This is a genomic window from Microbacterium martis (assembly GCF_047246685.1).
In the GTDB taxonomy this organism is placed as follows: Bacteria; Actinomycetota; Actinomycetes; order Actinomycetales; family Microbacteriaceae; genus Microbacterium.
Window position 1 is genome coordinate 1,242,900 of sequence record NZ_JBFOKT010000001.1, and the last position, 16,679, is coordinate 1,259,578.

14 protein-coding genes are annotated in these 16,679 nt (G+C 70.6%); 4 read left to right on the forward strand and 10 right to left on the reverse strand.

The window, feature by feature from the left end:
• Nucleotide 1: 1 nt before the first annotated feature.
• The 5 genes from ruvX to AB3M90_RS06000 form a co-directional block, all read right to left on the reverse strand.
• Nucleotides 2–475 carry a Holliday junction resolvase RuvX gene (gene ruvX / locus AB3M90_RS05980; RefSeq protein ID WP_412950609.1) on the reverse strand — a complete coding sequence of 158 codons (474 nt, stop codon included), beginning with the start codon at nucleotides 473–475 and terminating at the stop codon, nucleotides 2–4.
• Nucleotides 472–3,132, reverse strand: coding sequence for an alanine--tRNA ligase (gene alaS / locus AB3M90_RS05985; protein WP_412950610.1), 2,661 nt, complete (start codon nucleotides 3,130–3,132; stop codon nucleotides 472–474). The genes ruvX and alaS overlap by 4 nt, the downstream gene beginning before the upstream one ends.
• A 52-nt stretch (nucleotides 3,133–3,184) precedes the next feature.
• The gene (locus AB3M90_RS05990) at nucleotides 3,185–3,373 is read right to left on the reverse strand and encodes a hypothetical protein (RefSeq protein ID WP_412950611.1); all 189 of its coding nucleotides are present in this window, start codon (nucleotides 3,371–3,373) and stop codon (nucleotides 3,185–3,187) included.
• 145 nt (nucleotides 3,374–3,518) lie between these two features.
• Nucleotides 3,519–4,148 (reverse strand): 30S ribosomal protein S4, encoded by a 630-nt coding sequence (gene rpsD / locus AB3M90_RS05995; protein WP_017202148.1) that lies wholly within the window; start codon nucleotides 4,146–4,148, stop codon nucleotides 3,519–3,521.
• Between the two features lie 167 nt (nucleotides 4,149–4,315).
• Nucleotides 4,316–5,665 (reverse strand): replication-associated recombination protein A, encoded by a 1,350-nt coding sequence (locus AB3M90_RS06000; RefSeq protein WP_412950612.1) that lies wholly within the window; start codon nucleotides 5,663–5,665, stop codon nucleotides 4,316–4,318.
• Between the two features lie 157 nt (nucleotides 5,666–5,822).
• Here AB3M90_RS06000 and AB3M90_RS06005 point away from each other — a divergent pair, with 157 nt between their 5' ends.
• Nucleotides 5,823–6,149 (forward strand): hypothetical protein, encoded by a 327-nt coding sequence (locus tag AB3M90_RS06005; RefSeq protein WP_412950613.1) that lies wholly within the window; start codon nucleotides 5,823–5,825, stop codon nucleotides 6,147–6,149.
• Nucleotides 6,150–6,302: 153 nt separating this feature from the next.
• On the forward strand, nucleotides 6,303–7,226 hold the full coding sequence (locus AB3M90_RS06010) for a formate/nitrite transporter family protein (RefSeq protein WP_412950614.1): 924 nt from the start codon (nucleotides 6,303–6,305) through the stop codon (nucleotides 7,224–7,226).
• Nucleotides 7,227–7,279: 53 nt separating this feature from the next.
• Here the strand turns inward: AB3M90_RS06010 and AB3M90_RS06015 are convergent, their stop codons facing one another.
• From AB3M90_RS06015 to nirB, 4 genes are read right to left on the reverse strand one after another with little or no spacing between them, the layout of a single operon-like run.
• Nucleotides 7,280–8,410 carry a uroporphyrinogen-III synthase gene (locus tag AB3M90_RS06015; RefSeq protein WP_412950615.1) on the reverse strand — a complete coding sequence of 377 codons (1,131 nt, stop codon included), beginning with the start codon at nucleotides 8,408–8,410 and terminating at the stop codon, nucleotides 7,280–7,282.
• Nucleotides 8,407–9,213, reverse strand: a complete 807-nt coding sequence (gene cobA / locus AB3M90_RS06020; RefSeq protein WP_412950617.1) for a uroporphyrinogen-III C-methyltransferase — start codon at nucleotides 9,211–9,213, stop codon at nucleotides 8,407–8,409. The genes AB3M90_RS06015 and cobA overlap by 4 nt, the downstream gene beginning before the upstream one ends.
• Nucleotides 9,210–9,605 carry a nitrite reductase small subunit NirD gene (gene nirD, locus AB3M90_RS06025; RefSeq protein ID WP_412950618.1) on the reverse strand — a complete coding sequence of 132 codons (396 nt, stop codon included), beginning with the start codon at nucleotides 9,603–9,605 and terminating at the stop codon, nucleotides 9,210–9,212. The genes cobA and nirD overlap by 4 nt, the downstream gene beginning before the upstream one ends.
• Entirely contained in the window at nucleotides 9,602–12,181 is a 2,580-nt protein-coding gene (gene nirB, locus AB3M90_RS06030; RefSeq protein ID WP_412950620.1) for a nitrite reductase large subunit NirB, read from the reverse strand. Before nirB ends, nirD begins: the two co-directional genes overlap by 4 nt.
• Before the next feature lie 214 nt (nucleotides 12,182–12,395).
• Between nirB and AB3M90_RS06035 the strand changes: the two genes are divergently transcribed.
• A complete protein-coding gene (locus AB3M90_RS06035) occupies nucleotides 12,396–13,760 on the forward strand; it encodes a DUF349 domain-containing protein (protein ID WP_412950622.1) in 1,365 nt (454 codons plus the stop codon).
• A gap of 64 nt (nucleotides 13,761–13,824) precedes the next feature.
• Nucleotides 13,825–14,376, forward strand: a complete 552-nt coding sequence (locus tag AB3M90_RS06040; protein ID WP_412950623.1) for a type IV toxin-antitoxin system AbiEi family antitoxin — start codon at nucleotides 13,825–13,827, stop codon at nucleotides 14,374–14,376.
• Here the strand turns inward: AB3M90_RS06040 and AB3M90_RS06045 are convergent.
• Nucleotides 14,363–16,615 (reverse strand): RelA/SpoT family protein, encoded by a 2,253-nt coding sequence (locus AB3M90_RS06045; RefSeq protein ID WP_412950625.1) that lies wholly within the window; start codon nucleotides 16,613–16,615, stop codon nucleotides 14,363–14,365. The genes AB3M90_RS06040 and AB3M90_RS06045 overlap by 14 nt on opposite strands.
• Nucleotides 16,616–16,679 lie beyond the last annotated feature (64 nt).

Sequence of the window (16,679 nt, forward strand, 5' to 3'; positions counted from 1 at the left end):
ATCAGGCGGGCTCCTCGTCCTGCGGAATGGTGGCGCCGGCCGGGTTCCCGGTGCTCTTCTCCGTGTCGATCGCCTGCTGCAGCAGCACCACGGCAGCGACCTGATCCACAATGCTACGAGACTTCTTCTGGGATCTCCCGGAGGATCGGAGCGCTGCGTGCGCGGTGACGGTGCTGAGCCGCTCGTCGACGAGCCGCACGGGGATGCCGCTGCGCTCTTGCAGCGCCGCGGCAAACTCCCGGGCGTCGGCGGTGGAGGCCGTGTCGGTGCCGCGCAGATTCACGGGCAACCCCACGACGAACTCCAGGGGCTCGTGCTCGGCGGCGATCTCGACGAGGCGGTCGAGCGAGTGCTCCCCTCGAGCGACCGTCTCGACCGGGACCGCGAGCATGCCGTCGGGGTCGCACCGCGCCACGCCGACACGCGCGCGCCCCACGTCGATGCCGAGCCGCACCCCGCGACGGAACCCGCTCACGCGGCGTGCAGCTCCTGCGAGACCGACTCGAGGGCAGCGGACAAGGCCGAGACGTCGGCTCCCCCGCCCTGCGCGACGTCGTCTCGACCGCCGCCACCGCCGCCGAGGATCCCGGCTGCGCGCTTGGCCAGCGCTCCGGCCTTGGCGCCGGCGGCGCGCGCCGCGTCGTTGGTCGCGACGACGACGACCGGCCGTCCGTTGACGACGGCGCCGAGCGCGACCACGGCCGCCTCCGCTCCGAGACGATCGCGCACTCCGATCACGATGTCGCGCAGGTCGTCGGCGGATGCGACGTCGCCGACCTCCTGCGCCGCGACGAGGAACGCGCCCACGCGCCTGGCGGCGTCGGCGATCGCGGGCACCTGCCCGGCGCGCTCCTTGGCCTCGAACTGCGCGATGCGCTTCTCCGCCGCCTTGAGGCTCGCCGCGAGATCCGCGATGCGCTCGGGCAGCTGCTCGCGCGGCGTCTTCAGCGAACTCGTGAGCTGCGACACGAGAGCGCGCTCGGCGGCGAGCTCGCGGAACGCATCGGCGCCGACGAGCGCTTCGATGCGGCGGTTCGACGCGCCCACCGACGATTCGCCGACCACGCTGACCAGGCCGATCTCGGCGCTGGTGCTCACGTGCGTGCCCGCGCAGAGCTCGCGCGACCACGGGCCGCCGATGTCGACCATGCGCACCACGTCGCCGTACTTCTCGCCGAACAGCGCCATGGCTCCGGCATCCTTCGCCTCCTCGAGGGAGACGATGCGCGTGGTCACCTCGAGGGCGTCCTGCACGGCGCGGTTGGTGATCTCCTCGATCTCGGATCGCGTCTCGCCCGACAGCGCCTGCGACCAGGCGAAGTCGAAGCGCATGTACCCGGCGCGGTTCAGCGAGCCGGACTGCGTGGCCGACGGCCCGAGCGTGTCGCGGAGGGCGGCGTGCACGAGGTGCGTCGCCGAGTGCGCCTGGCGGGCGGCGCGGCGGTTGGCGGCATCCACCATCGTCGTCGCGGCATCGTCCACCGCCACCGTTCCGCGGGTCACCTCGACGGTGTGGCTGATGAGTCCGGGCACCGGACGCTGCACGTCGAGCACTTCGAGCTCGAAGCCCGGCCCGACGATGGTGCCCTTGTCGGCCACCTGGCCGCCCGACTCGGCGTAGAGGGTGGTCTCGGCGAGCACGACCTCGGCGATCTGCCCCTCGGTCGCGCTGCGCGCCAGGGCGCCGTCGACGAGGATCCCGAGAACGCGCGATTCGACCTCGAGCGCCGTGTACCCGTCGAAGCCCGTCTCGCCCAGAGCGCGCAGATCGCGGTAGACCGACACGTCGGCGAGCTGACGCTTGCGATTGCGGGCGTCGTCCTTGGCGCGCTGGCGCTGCTCCTGCATGAGGCTGTCGAAGGCGGCGCGGTCGACGTCGAGGCCGGCCTCTTCGGCGACCTCGAGGGTGAGGTCGATGGGGAACCCGTAGGTGTCGTGCAGCAGGAACGCCTCGGGGCCGCTGAGGGTCTTCCCCCCGCTCTGCTTGGTCTGGTCCAGGGCGAGGTCGAGGATCGTCGACCCCGCGGCGAGCGTGCGGCGGAAGGTCTCCTCCTCGGCGAAGGCGGACGCCGAGAGCGTCGCCCAGTCGCGCTCCAGTTCCGGGTAGACCGGCTTCATGGCGTCGCGCGACGCCGCGAACAGCTCGGGGAAGACCGGCTCGTCGACGCCCAGCAGGCGCATCGCGCGCACCGTGCGACGCATGAGGCGGCGGAGGATGTATCCGCGGCCTTCGTTCGACGGACGCACGCCGTCGGACAGCAGCATCAGCGACGAGCGCACGTGGTCGGCGATCACCCGGAAGCGCACGTCGTCGTCGTGCACGGCCCCGTAGCGTCGACCCGAGAGCTCGACGGCGCGGTCGAGCACGGGCCGCACCTGGTCGGTCTCGTACATGTTGTCGACGCCCTGCTTCAGGAACGCGACACGCTCGAGTCCCATCCCGGTGTCGATGTTCTTCATCGGGAGCTCGCCCACGATGTCGAACTCGGTCTTGCCGCGGACGTTCTCGATGAAGTCCTGCATGAAGACGAGGTTCCAGATCTCGAGGAACCTCGTGTCGTCGGCCGCGGGGCCTCCGTCGTCGCCGTAGGCGGGACCGCGATCGAAGAAGATCTCGGAGTCGGGGCCGCCCGGCCCCGGCTGCCCCGTGTTCCAGTAGTTGTCGGCCCGGCCGAGGCGCTGGATGCGCTCGGGCTTGAGCCCGATGACGTCGCGCCAGATCGCCTCCGCCTCGTCGTCGGTCTCGTAGACCGTCACCCACAGGTCCTTCTCGTCGAACGCGAATCCGCCGTCGGCCTCCGAGCTCGTGAGCAGCTCCCACGCGTAGCGGATCGCGCCTTCCTTGAAGTAGTCGCCGAAGGACCAGTTGCCCATCATCTGGAAGAAGGTTCCGTGCCGTGCGGTCTTGCCGACCTCTTCGATGTCGTTGGTGCGGATGCACTTCTGCACGTCGGCGATGCGCGGATGCGGCGCCGGGACGACCCCGGTCAGGTACGGGATGAAGGGCACCATGCCCGCGACCGTGAACAGGAGCGAGGGATCGTCGCTGACCAGCGAGGCCGACGGGACGATGACATGGTCGTTCTTCTCGAAGAAGTCGAGGTAGCGCTGCGCGATCTCCGCGGTTTTCATTGCGTGCCGGGTGTCCTTGCGTGAGGATGCCGCGTGGTGACGCGGCGATGGTTCAGTTGTCGCCCGGCTCCGTGAGCCGTGCCTCCTGCTCGCGGTAGGCGTCGCCCAGCGCGGCGGTGAAGCCGTTGATCCGGGCGTCGACCTCGGCGAGGATGTCGTGGCCGCGCGGGTCCTTGTTCATGAAGTGCGCGGCGACGAAGCCGCCGATCAGTCCGAACAGGAACCACCGCATGCTTTTCATCTCGTCATCCTTGCCTCTGATCCGCGAAGGCGCGGTCTCTCCATCGTAGGGGGAAACCACAGAAGGCGTCGGGGTCTCCCCCGACGCCTTCCGTCTGCCCTACTGGGTCGCTGTCCTTCGACAGGCTCAGGAACCCAGCCTCAGGTCAGCGAGCCGCGTAGTACTCGACGACAAGCTGCACTTCGCAGGTCACGGGGACCTCGGCGCGCTTCGGACGACGGACCAGGCGGGCCTGGAGCTTGTCGAGCTCGACCTCGAGGTAGCCCGGAACGGGGGGCAGCACCTCGGCGTGACCGCCGGCAGCCGCCACCTGGAAGGGCTCGGTGCCCTCGCTCTTGGCCTTGACGTGGATGAGCTGGCCCGGCTTCACGCGGAACGACGGGCGGTCGACGAGCTGGCCGTCGACGAGGATGTGACGGTGCACGACGAGCTGGCGAGCCTGTGCGGTGGTGCGGGCGAAGCCCGAACGCAGCACGAGCGCGTCGAGACGCATCTCGAGGAGCTCGACCAGGTTCTCACCGGTCAGGCCGTCGTGACGACGGGCCTCGTTGAACGTGTTGCGCATCTGCTTCTCGCGGATGCCGTACTGCTCGCGCAGACGCTGCTTCTCGCGCAGACGGACGGCGTAGTCGCTGTCGGCCTTGCGCTTGGTGCGGCCGTGCTCGCCCGGAGCGTAGGGACGCTTTTCGAGGTAGCGGGCGGCCTTCGGGGTGAGAGCGACGCCGAGGGCGCGGCTGAGACGCACCTTGCGGCGGTCCTGGGACTTCGTGGTCACGAAGCTGTCCTTCCGATGACGCGGTCGCGTCTCTCGCGACTCGCGGACGTATCGTCCGCGTTCTGCCTTGCTGCGCACGCCGGGGCGCCGACAAGGTGGGGTGTGAACGAGGAGATGCCCGAAAACTCGGTTTCGAGCCGATCAAGTCTAACAGATCGCCCCGCGGCTCATCGATCTCCGAGGATGCGACGGATCCGCTCGAGGCGCGCCGCGATGTCGCGCTCCGCCCCCAGGCTCTTCGGCTCGTAGTAGCGCCGGCCCTCGAGCTCGTCTGGCAGGTACTGCTGCGGCACGACGCCGTACTCGCTGTCGTGGGAGTACACGTAGCCCTTGCCGTGCCCGAGGCGCTTCGCGCCGGGATAGTGGGCATCGCGCAGATGCACCGGTACGCGACCGAATCCGCCGGCGCGGATGTCGGCGATGGCGGCGTCGATGCCCGTGTAGGCCGCGTTGGACTTCGCCGTCGTGGCGAGGTACACCGTCGCCTCGGCGAGCGGGATGCGCCCCTCCGGCATGCCGATGAAGGCGACGGCATCCGCGGCGGCCACGGCGATCACCAGCCCTTGAGGATCGGCGAGACCGACGTCCTCGGATGCGGAGATCACCAGGCGCCGGGCGATGAACCGCGGGTCCTCCCCGGCTTCGATCATGCGGGCCAGGTAGTGGAGCGCGGCATCGGGATCGGAGCCTCTGATCGACTTGATGAACGCGCTGATCACGTCGTAGTGCTCATCGCCCTGACGGTCGTATCGCAGCAGGGCCTTGTCGACGGCCTGCGCGACGTCGTCGGCGGTGACCTCCGGCACGGTCGCGCGCCCCTTGCCGCCGGCGGCCGGCGCGTGCGACACAGCGACCGCCGCGCCGGCCTCGAGGCCGGTCAGAGCACGCCGCGCGTCGCCGGACGCGAGCCGGATGAGGGCCGACCGTGCCTCGTCGCTCAGCCGGACGCCGCCGTTCAGGCCGCGCACATCGCTCACGGCCCGATCGACGAGGATCCCGATGTCGTCGTCGGTGAGCGGCTGCAGCGTGAGGAGCAGCGAGCGCGACAGCAACGGCGAGATCACGGAGAACGACGGGTTCTCGGTGGTCGCGGCGATCAGGATGACCCAGCCGTTCTCGACGCCCGGGAGCAGTGCGTCCTGCTGAGCCTTCGTGAACCGGTGGATCTCGTCGAGGAACAGGATGGTGGTCTGGCCGTAGAGATCGCGCTGCGTGATCGCCTCCTGCATCACCTCGCGCACGTCCTTCACCCCGGCCGTGATCGCGGAGAGCTCGACGAAGCGGCGCCCCGACGAGCGGGCGATGGCCTGCGCGAGGGTCGTCTTGCCGGTGCCGGGCGGCCCCCACAGGATGATCGACACCGCGCCCGGCGATGCCGCCTCCGGGTCGGCGAGGGCCACGATCGGCGACCCGGCCCGCAGCAGGTGGCGCTGCCCCGCGACCTCGTCGAGGGAGACCGGTCGCATGCGCACGGCGAGGGGCGTCTGCCCGGAGAGCAGCGCGGCGGGGGACGTCATCACTCCAGGCTACTGGCGGGCGCCGACACCCGCGCGTGCGGACGACCCGATCGCGGCCGGTAGGCTCGCAGGCGATGTCGAGCGCGATCGAGTGCAGATCGAGCACGCGGATCGAGCGCCCGCATCGACGACGGCAGCACGAGAGGAGACCGGGCGCATGGCCGCACGCGGTTCGAGGAGCACACGTCAGGAGCGCACCCAGGCGGAACGGGCTCGACTGCACGCCGCGCGCAAGGACTGGCACGAGAGCCGGATCCGTCGACGCGTTCGCGACAACGCCGTGGCGATCATCGCGGGATCGGTGATCGTCGTGGCGGCGATCGCCAGCCAAGTCGTGCACGCCCAGGTGACCGCGCCGGAGCCCACCCCGACGCCGTCGCCCAGCGTCGCGCCGACGACCGATCCGACGGAAGCGCCGACCGATCCGACGGAGGCGCCGACCGGGAGCCCTGAGCCGATCCCCTCCGACACCCCGGCCGGGTGACGACGCCGGCGACCGCGCCCCTCACGCGCCCGGAGCCGTGATGTGAGGGGTTCGCACCACAGCCGTAATCGCGCGCACCCCTGACCGAAACGTGCGTCCTCCACGCTGGGCACAGCGAGCATCAGCTCCCCGAGTCCCCTGTGGAGGTCGCCTGTGTCCTACGTCAAGCCCGCCGAACTCGTCATCCGCATGGTCGATGCCGGCGCGTACAAGATCCAGATGTCGACACGCGACACCCTGATCCGCTCCTTCATGGGCGCCGCGATGCTCACCATCGCCGCCGCCTTCGCGGTCACGGTGTCGACGAACACCGGCCAGCCGCTGCTCGGCGCCCTGCTGTTCCCGGTCGGGTTCGTCATCCTGTACCTGCTCGGATACGACCTCCTCACCGGCGTCTTCACGCTCGCGCCGCTCGCCGTGCTCGATCGGCGTCCGGGCGCGACCGTCGGCGGCGTCCTGCGCAACTGGGGTCTGGTGTTCCTCGGCAACTTCGGCGGCGCGTTCCTCGTCGCGGTGCTCATGGCCGTCTACTTCACCTACGGATTCACGAGCGAGCCCAGTGCGGTCGGCCATGCCATCGGCGAGATCGGCCACGGCCGTACCGTCGGCTACGCCGATCACGGCGCCGGCGGCATGCTGACCCTCTTCATCCGCGGAGTGCTGTGCAACTGGATGGTTTCGACCGGTGTCGTCCTGGCGATGGTCTCCGACAACGTCCTCGGCAAGATCGTCGCGATGTGGCTGCCCATCATGCTGTTCTTCTACATGGGATTCGAGCACTCCATCGTGAACATGTTCCTGTTCCCGTCGGGTCTCCTCCTCGGCGCCGACTTCACGATCATGGACTACCTGCTCTGGAACGAGATCCCCACCGTGGTCGGGAACCTCGTCGGCGGACTGATCTTCGTCGCCCTGCCCCTGTACGTCACCTACGGTCGCACCTCGGCGCGGAGGGCGCGCAAGGTCCGCCGGGTGAGCGCCGCCCCGACGACGAACGAGGCACCCGCGGCACCGGTCGCGGCCGTTCAGACGCCCGCGCTCACCGACCGCGTGGCGGCTCCGGTCGAGGTGGCCTGACGGACCGACGGACGAGCGATGCCCGGCGGTTCCGCCGCCGGGCATCGCTCGCGTCAGAACGGCTCCGTGACGGCGAGCCGATAGCCGCGCTTGACCACGGTCTGCACCAGGTCGATGCCTCCGAGCGACTCCCGCAGTCGCGCGACCGCCACCTCCACCGCGTGGCCGTTGCGGTCCCCGCCGGGGAGGACGCGTCCGATCTCGGCACGCGAGAGAACCCGACCTCCCGCCACGAACAGCGCTTCGATGAGACCGGCCGCGGTGCGCGACAGCGGAAGGAAGCGCCCGTCGACGACGACCCCGCCGCTGCGGACCTCCAGCCGACCGGCATCCGTCTCCAGCGTCGGCGCACGACCTCCTCCGAAGTGGGCGATCACGCACCGCGCGAGCGAGCCGAGGCGCCCTCGCTCGGCGACCGTGGTCCGCAGGTCGGCGGCGTGCAGCGGCCCGGCTGTGATCGGCCCCACGGCGGCCAGGAGCAGCCGTCCGGTCGCCGCGCGGTGACGGATGCCGTCGAGCGAGCCCGCGGCATCGGCCACGGCCAGCCACGACGCGGCGCCGGGTGCGGAGGTGAACAGCACCGCGTCGGCCTCTCCCCCGCCGGCGTGGAGCGTCGACCGGCGGACCACCTCGGGGTCGGGCGGTGGCCCCCATCGGTAGACGGTGACGCTCCGCACGTCGGCACCCGCCTCGACGAGACGCTCGTCGAGACCGTCGGACCCTGCACCGTGGTGCTGCACCACGATGCGCCTGCCCTCGACGCCCGAGGCGAGCAGGTACTCGGCCACCTCGGCCGACGTCTCCGACTCCGCCACCCAGTCGGCGGTGAACCCGGCCTGTTGTATCGCGCCGTGCGCCTTGGGACCGCGAGCGACGAAGTGCGCGCCGCGCAGGGCGTCGCCGAGGGGTTCGTCGAGGCCGTGCTCGTGCGCGGCATCCATCCACCCTCGGAAGCCGACGCCGGTCGTGGCGACCACGATGTCGGGCGGACGTGCGATCAGCTCCTCGGTTCGGCTCATCAGCTCGACGTCGTCGGCGTTCGGGACGATGCTCAGCGCGGGAGCGCGATGCACCTGTGCGCCGCGCCGCTGGAGCGCCGTCGCCAGGTCGGTGGATCGACGGTCGGCGGCCACGATGATCGTGCACCCCGCGAGGGTGGCGTGCGACGGCGGAGACGGCGTCACGCGGAGCTCTCCGCGAAATGCGCAGCCGTCGGCAGCAGCAGTCCCGCGCGCGCGACGTCGCCCACGACGATCACGGCGGGGTTGGTCACGCGAGCGACCTCCGCCTCGGCGACGACGGAACCCAGGGTGCTGCGCAGCGTGCGCTGGTGCGCGGTGTGCCCGTTCTCGACGATCGCGACCGGCCGGTCGGCGCCGACGCCATGCGCCAGAGCTTCGCAGACGAGTCGTGGGAGGGCGGCGACTCCCATCAGCACGACCGTGGTGACCGACGGATCGGCGAGCGAGGCCAGCGCCGAATCGCCGAACGGGCCCTGCCCGTTCACGACGTGCAGGCCGGAGGCGACTCCGCGATGCGTCACCGGAATCCCCGCCGCCTGCGGCACGGAGATGGCGCTGCTCACGCCGGGCGTGACGGTGACCGGGATGCCGGCCGCCTGACAGGCGAGCACCTCCTCGCCACCGCGACCCAGCACGAACGGATCGCCGCCCTTCAGCCGCACGACCCGCCTGCCCGCTCGCGCGTGATCGACGAGCAGGGCGTTGATCTGAGCCTGCGGGACCGGATGGTGGCCGGGGCGCTTGCCGACGTCGACCACGAGCACGTGCGGCGCGAGTCCCGCGCGCACCTCGTCGGCCGGGCCGAGTCGATCGGCGACGACGACGTCGGCCTCGGCGAGCAGCCGATGCGCACGCACGGTCATCAGATCGGCCGGCCCCGGCCCTCCCCCGATGAGGTCGACCCGGCCGACCCGCGTCGGTGCCGTCATCCCCCGCGAGGTGCGCCGACGCAGCGAGAACCTCATCCGATCGCTCCCCGCGAGCCGCCGTCGCCGATGCCGTCCTGCGACATCTCGACGTGCACGACGCCGTCGATCACCCGCACCGGCCACACCTGCAGCGCGGCATCCGGCTTCCCCTGGGTCTCGAGACACCTGCCCGTCCGCAGATCGAACACCTGCTTGTGCAGCGGGGAGGCGACCGTCGGCGCGTCTCCGCGGCTCCCGACGATGCCGCGCGAGATCACGTGGGCGCCGCTGTAGGGGTCGAGGTTCGACACCGCGTGCACGTGCCCGTCGGACAGGAGGAAGAGCGCCACCTGACGCTCGCCGATGAGGGCGGCACGGCCGCGCTCGACCTCGAGCTCCGTCAGATCGCAGACGCGGACCGTGGTCCCGGCGTCGATCAGAGCGGTCATCGTCGCACCTCCAGAGCCGTGCCGGCGATCAGGATGGCGCCCGAGCGGCGCTCCTCGGGGCTGGCGGGTCGGATCTGTCCGCGCTCGGCCACGTAGGCGAGCGACGGATCGGGGGTGTCCGCCGCGTTGACGAACGAGCGGAACCGGGCGAGCTTCTGCGGATCGCGCAGCGTCGCCGCCCACTCGTCCTCATAGCGGTCGACGTGCCGGGCCATCGCCGCATCCAGATCGGCGCAGATCCCCAGGCTGTCGTCGAAGATCACCGAGCGCAGGCCGTCGAGGCCGCCTTCGAGCTCCTGGCACCACGGAGCGGTCCGCTGAAGGCGATCCGCCGTGCGGATGTAATACAGGAAGAAGCGATCGATGGCGCGGATTAGCTGCTCGTCGTCGAGGTCGGAGGCGAGCAGCTCCGCGTGACGCGGCGAGAATCCGCCGTTGCCGCCGACGTACATGTTCCATCCGGTCTCCGTCGCGATGACGCCGACGTCCTTCGAGCGCGCCTCCGCACACTCCCGCGCGCATCCCGACACCCCGACCTTGAGCTTGTGCGGAGCCCGCAGACCGCGGTACCGCAGCTCGAGCCTCACGGCCATCCCGACCGCGTCCTGCACCCCGTATCGGCACCAGGTCGAGCCGACGCACGACTTCACCGTGCGCAGCGACTTGCCGTAGGCGTGACCCGACTCGAAGCCGGCGTCGACGAGCCGCTGCCAGATCAGCGGCAGCTGCTCCAGGCGAGCGCCGAACATGTCGATCCGCTGCCCGCCGGTGATCTTCGTGTACAGCGCGAAGTCCTTCGCGATCTGACCGATGGCCAGCAGTCCGTCCGGAGTGACCTCGCCGCCCGGCATCCGCGGGACGACCGAGTACGTGCCGTCCTTCTGCATGTTGGCCATGACGTGATCGTTGGTGTCCTGCAGCGAGGCGTTCTCGCCGTCGAGCACGTGGGCTCCGACCAGCGACGACAGGATGCTGGCGATCGCCGGCTTGCAGATGTCGCAGCCGCGCCCGCGGCCGAAGCGCTCGACGATCGAGGTGAAGGTCGTCAAGCCGGCGACGCGGACGGCGTCGAACAGCTCGCGGCGCGACAGGTCGAAGTGCTCGCACAGCGCGTTCGACACCGCGTGACCGCTCTTGGCCAGCTCCTGCCCCACCACCTTCTTCACCGTCAGCACGCAGGAGCCGCACGTCGCCCCCGCGCGGGTGCACCCCTTCACGGCGGCGGCATCGCGGCAGCCCTCCTCGTGAACCGCCTGCCGGATGCGTCCGGCCGTCACGTTCGAGCACGAGCAGACCACGGCGGCGTCGGGAAGCTCGCCGGCGGGCGCCTCGATGCCTCCTTCGGGCAGGAGGTACGCCGCGGGATCGGCTCCCAGCCGCGCCCCGACGAGGGGACGCAGGGCGCCGTAGGCGCTCGCGTCTCCGATCAGGATGCCGCCCAGCAGCGTCTGCGCGTCGTCCGAGAGGACGAGCTTCTTGTACACGCCCGCCACGGGATCGGCGTAGACGACGTCGAGGGCGTCGGGCGTGCGGGCCAGCGCGTCGCCGAAGCTCGCCACGTCGACGCCGGAGAGCTTCAGCTTCGCCGACTCGTCGTACCCGGGAAAACTCGCCTCCGCACCGAGCAGCCGCGTGGCGGCGACCTCGGCCATCGCATAGCCCGGAGCGACCAAACCGACGCATCGGTCGTCGAAGCTGGCCACCTCGCCGATCGCGAGGATGTGCGGATCGGACGTCGCACAGCGCTCGTCGATCAGCACGCCCCCGCGCGGGTGCACCGCGAGTTCGGCGTTGCGCGCCAGCTCGTCGCGCGGACGCACCCCCACCGTGAAGACCACGACGTCGGCGCGCTCGAACGATCCATCCTGGAACTCGAGAGCCGTGACAGCACCCGACTCGTCGGGGTCGAGTCGCGTCGTGCGCGCCTGCGTCCGCACCGCGATCCCCCGAGCCTCGAGCAGACGCCTGAGCATGCCGCCCCCCGCCGGATCGAGCTGCGCCGACATGAGCCGATCGGAGTACTGCACCACCGTGGTGTCGACGTCCATCCCCTGCAGGGCGCCCGCGGCCTCGAGTCCGAGCAGGCCGCCACCGATGACCGCGCCGCGCAGCGGCCGGCCGAGTGCGAGGGAGCGGTCGCGCACGAAGCGCTGCAGCGCCTGCACGTCATCGAGCGTGCGGTACACGAAGCACCCGGGGAGGTCGGCGCCGTCGACCGCCACCCTCGCCGCGTACGAGCCGGTGGCGAGCACGAGCGTGTCGTACCCGTAGGTGCGCCGGGAACGGGTGCGCACCGAGCGGCCCGCACGATCGATGCGCAGCACGCGGTCGTTCACCAGCAGCCGCACACGGGCGTCGCGGAAGACCGCGGGGTCGAGCTCGAGGTCGTCGGCGCTCGCGCCCGAGAAGAAGCTCGTCAGCCCGACGCGGTCGTACGGCCGACGCCCCTCGTCACCGATCACGGTGACCCGCACGTCGGCGTCGGCGCGGCTGAGGAGGCTCTCGACGAAACGGTGGGCCACCATGCCCGCCCCGACGACGAGGATCTCGTGCGGTGGGGTGATGGTGTCTTCCATGGGGCTCCTGTCGACCGGGGACTGTCGTGGTGGCGACGATAGGAGCGCCGTGTTTCCCGGAGAGGACGCTGGATGTTTCGCCCGTCGAACGATCTCCTCACAGATCGGTAACGGTCGTGTGAGGACGATGGCCCTCACCTCTCGGGCGCGGGCGTACTAGGCTGAGCCTCGTCCTTTCCGCCTCCCGCGGCCCGTCCGCGCAAGGAGAATCACCGTGTCTGCCACCGAGCCGTCGAAGCCGACTCCCCCCGTTCCCGCACCCCCTGCCGTGCCGATGCCCCGCAAGGTGCCGAGCCCGGCCGCCCTGGCGCCGAAGGCGCCCGCAGCCGCTCCCGCCGCGTCCTCCGCCGCATCGGCCGCCGAGTGGGGGCGGGTCTCGGAAGACGGCACCGTCGAGGTGCGAGAGGGTGAGACCTGGCGCGTCGTCGGACAGTATCCCGACGGCACGCCCGACGAGGCGCTCGCCTACTTCGTGCGCAAGTACGACGACATCGCGTTCAAGGTCAGCGCCCTCGAGCAACGTCAGCAGTCCGGCGGTGCGTCGGCGAGCGACCTCGCGAAGCAGGCGGCCCACCTCATCGACGAGGCGACGGATGCCGCGGCCGTCGGCGACCTGGCCGCGCTCCGCCGGCGCCTCGACGCACTGACCTCCTCCCTCTCCGAAGCGACCGAGCAGGAGGCGCAGCAGGCCAAGGAGCTGGTCGATCAGGCGATCGCCGAGCGGACCGCGCTCGTCGAGCGTGCCGAGGCCATCGCCGCACGCGACCTGACGAAGGTGCAGTGGAAGCAGATCACCGCCGAGCTGAACGAGCTCTTCGAGGCCTGGCAGGCGCAGCAGCAGAACGGACCCCGTCTGTCGAAGGGCGTCTCGCAGCAGCTCTGGAAGCGGTTCCGCGACGCCCGGGCGATCGTCGACAAGCAGCGTCGGGCGTTCTACTCCGAGCTCGACGACGCGCACAAGACGGCGCGCGACGCGAAGTCGCGTCTGGTCGAGCGGGCCGAGGCCCTCGCTCCCCGCGGCACGGACGGCATCCCGGCGTACCGCTCCCTGCTCGACGAATGGAAGGCCGCGGGCCGCGCCGGACGCAAGGCCGACGACGCGCTGTGGGCGCGCTTCAAGGCGGCCGGTGACGCGCTGTACGCCGCGCGCGCGGAGCAGGCGGCGGCGGAAGAGGCCGAGTCCGGGCCGAAGATCGAGGCGCGCGAAGCGCTCCTCGAAGAGGCGAAGGCGGTCGCGGACGAGTCGAACATCAAGCGCGCCCGCGCGCTGCTCACCCGCATCCAGCAGCAGTGGGACGAGACCGGCCGCATCTTCCCGCGTGAGAAGGAGCGCGCCCTGGACGACCGGTTGCGCGTCATCGAGCAGGCCCTCAAGGCGCGCGAAGACGTGGACTGGAAGAAGAACAACCCCGAGACGAAGGCGCGGGCCAACGACATGAGCTCTCAGCTCCTCGACGCGATCGAGAAGCTCGAGGCCGAACTGGCGGCAGCCGAGAAGGCGGGCGATGCGAAGGCGGCCAAGGCGGCGGCGGAAGCGCTCGAGGCACGCCGCGCCTGGCTGAGCGCGCTCGGCGGCTGACCGCGTTCTCCACAGCTCGGACACGAGCCCTCGCACGCGGGGTGCACTGCGCCACACTGGCCGCATGCACCCCGCGTTCCTGTACCTGTCCGGCACGCGGCTCAGTGCCGCGGAGCTCAGCGCCGCCCGCATCGACGGGCACGTCGTCGAGATCGGCGAGGGCTACGTCCCCGCCGACCTCATCGAGACCCCTGACCTGCGTGCCGGCGCGATGGCCCCGCTGGTGCGCTCCGGCATGGCCGCGGTCGGACCGACCGCCGCGTGGATCCACGGCGCCGGCGATGCCCCGCCGTCGGTGCATCATCTCAAGCGCGCGGTGGATCGACGAGGACGTCCACCGGTCAGCGGACGGCTGGTCTTCCATGACGCCCTGCTGGCGGCATCCGATCTCCGGTCGATCGGCGGCATCGCGGTGTCCACGCCCGTCCGCACCATGGTCGACCTCGCCACGGCGCTGCACCGCGACCCGCGGATGCGGGAGTGGATGAACCGGCTGTCGCTGGTCGTCCCCGACGTGGCAGCGGAGGCCGCCGAGTCGTTGCGCGCTCTGCATCGCGTGCCGGGCAGCCGAGCCGGCCTCGCGGCCCTCGAGCGTCTCGCTGTCAGGACGAGGTGACGCGGTAGACGTCGTACACGGCGTCGATGCGCCGCACGGCGTTCAGCACGCGGTCGAGGTGCACGGCGTCGCCCATCTCGAACACGAAGCGGCTGAGCGCCAGACGGTCGTCGTTGGTCGTGACGGTCGCCGACAGGATGTTCACGTGATGCTCGCTGAGCACCCGCGTCACGTCGGAGAGCAGTCCGGAGCGGTCCAGCGCCTCCACCTGGATCTGCACGCGGAAGACGCTCTTCTTCGTCGGCGCCCACGAGACGTCGACGAATCGATCCTGCTCCGAGCTGAGCGCCTTCACGTTGACGCAGTCGGCTCGATGCACCGACACCCCGCTCCCCCGGGTGACGAAGCCGACGATCGGGTCGCCGGGCACGGGAGTGCAGCACTTGGCGAGCTTGACGAGGATGTCGGCCGCACCGCGCACGAGCACCCCGGAATCGCCGGCGCGCGGCTCGCGCGTGGGAACGCTGCCGGGCAGGTCGATCGTCCCCGTGACGGGATCGGTCGTCGCGACGAGCGCGGTGACCTTCTCGAGCACCGACTGGGTCGAGACGTGCCCCTCTCCGACCGCCGCGTACAGCGCCGACACGTCTTCGTAGTGCAGCTGCTGGGCCACCTCGGCGAACGAGTCCTGGCTCATGAGCTTCTGCAGCGGGAGGTTCTGGCGGCGCATCGCGCGGGCGATGGCCTCCTTGCCCTGCTCGATCGCCTCTTCGCGGCGCTCCTTGGTGAACCAGCCGCGGATCTTGTTGCGGGCCCGGGTGCTCGCCACGAAGCCGAGCCAGTCCTGACTCGGTCCGGCATCCGGGTTCTTCGAGGTGAACACCTCGACGACGTCGCCGCTCTTCAGCACCGATTCCAGCGGGACCAGCCGGCCGTTGACCTTGGCACCCATGGTGCGATGGCCGATCTCGGTGTGCACGGCGTAGGCGAAGTCCACCGGCGTCGCACCGGCCGGAAGGCCGATCACGCGCCCCTTCGGCGTGAAGACGTACACCTCCTTCGCGCCGATCTCGAAACGGAGGGAGTCGAGGAACTCTCCCGGATCGGCGGTCTCGGCCTGCCAGTCGGAGATGTGGGCGAGCCACGCCATGTCGGTGTCGGAGGCGCGGACCTCGGTCTTGCCGCCGCCGTTCATCCGCTCCTTGTACATCCAGTGCGCGGCGACACCGTACTCGGCCTGATGATGCATCTCGTGCGTGCGGATCTGGATCTCGACCGTCCGGCCCGCCGGACCGATCACCGTGGTGTGCAGCGACTGGTAGAGGTTGAACTTCGGGGTGGCGATGTAGTCCTTGAACCGTCCGGGCAGCGGGGTCCATCGGGCGTGGATGGCGCCGAGCACGGCATAGCAGTCGCGCACCGACGCGACCAGGACGCGGATGCCGATCAGGTCGTAGATGTCGTCGAACTCGCGACCGCGCACCACCATCTTCTGATACACCGAGTACAGCTGCTTCGGACGGCCCACGACCTTGCCGCGGATGCGCAGATCGCGCAGATCCTCGTCGATCTCCTCGACGACCTGTCCCAGGTACTTCTCGCGCTGCGGCGTGCGCTGCGCGATCAGACTGTGGATCTCGTTGTAGATCTTCGGATGCAGCACCGCGAACGACAGGTCCTCGAGCTCCGACTTGATCGCCTGGATGCCGAGACGATTCGCCAGCGGCGCGTAGATCTCCAGCGTCTCCTTGGCCTTCTTCGCCGCCTTCTCGGGCGAGACGAAGCCCCACGTCCGCGCGTTGTGCAGGCGATCGGCGAGCTTGATGAGCAGGACGCGGATGTCCTTCGACATCGCGACGATCATCTTGCGGACCGTCTCGGCCTGCGCGCTCTCGCCGTACTTGACCTTGTCGAGCTTCGTGACGCCGTCGACGAGCATGGCGACCTCGTCGCCGAACTCGGCGGTGAGGTCGGTCAGGGCGTAGCCGGTGTCCTCCACCGTGTCGTGCAGCAGCGCGGCGGCGATCGCCCGCGGCCCGAGACCGAGCTCGGCGAGGATCTGCGCGACCGCGAGCGGATGGGTGATGTAGGGCTCGCCGCTCTGGCGCTTCTGCCCCTGGTGCTTCTCCTTCGCGACCGCGTACGCGCGCTCGATCACCGGGAAGTCGCCGCGCGGATGGTTCGTGCGAACCGTGCGGATCAGATTGTCGAGGTCGTTGATTCTCGAGGCGCGGGAGAAGATGCGGGGAACCAGCCGTCGCAGGCTCGAGCCCTGCGACGTCGTCTGCGGTTCCGCCATCCGTTCACCTCCCGAACCTTCTCATCCTACGCGTGCTGTGCGGGACGATCGCCCGCGGAGGGGG

What these genes read in the sequence shown, in the direction of transcription:
- alaS (WP_412950610.1), bottom strand. Translation starts at nt 3,132, where the DNA reads ATGAAAACCGCGGAGATCGCGCAGCGCTACCTCGACTTCTTCGAGAAG.
- AB3M90_RS05990 (WP_412950611.1), bottom strand. Translation starts at nt 3,373, where the DNA reads ATGAAAAGCATGCGGTGGTTCCTGTTCGGACTGATCGGCGGCTTCGTC.
- AB3M90_RS06000 (WP_412950612.1), bottom strand. Translation starts at nt 5,665, where the DNA reads ATGACGTCCCCCGCCGCGCTGCTCTCCGGGCAGACGCCCCTCGCCGTG.
- AB3M90_RS06005 (WP_412950613.1), top strand. Translation starts at nt 5,823, where the DNA reads ATGGCCGCACGCGGTTCGAGGAGCACACGTCAGGAGCGCACCCAGGCG.
- cobA (WP_412950617.1), bottom strand. Translation starts at nt 9,213, where the DNA reads ATGAGGTTCTCGCTGCGTCGGCGCACCTCGCGGGGGATGACGGCACCG.
- nirD (WP_412950618.1), bottom strand. Translation starts at nt 9,605, where the DNA reads ATGACCGCTCTGATCGACGCCGGGACCACGGTCCGCGTCTGCGATCTG.
- nirB (WP_412950620.1), bottom strand. Translation starts at nt 12,181, where the DNA reads ATGGAAGACACCATCACCCCACCGCACGAGATCCTCGTCGTCGGGGCG.
- AB3M90_RS06040 (WP_412950623.1), top strand. Translation starts at nt 13,825, where the DNA reads ATGCACCCCGCGTTCCTGTACCTGTCCGGCACGCGGCTCAGTGCCGCG.
- AB3M90_RS06045 (WP_412950625.1), bottom strand. Translation starts at nt 16,615, where the DNA reads ATGGCGGAACCGCAGACGACGTCGCAGGGCTCGAGCCTGCGACGGCTG.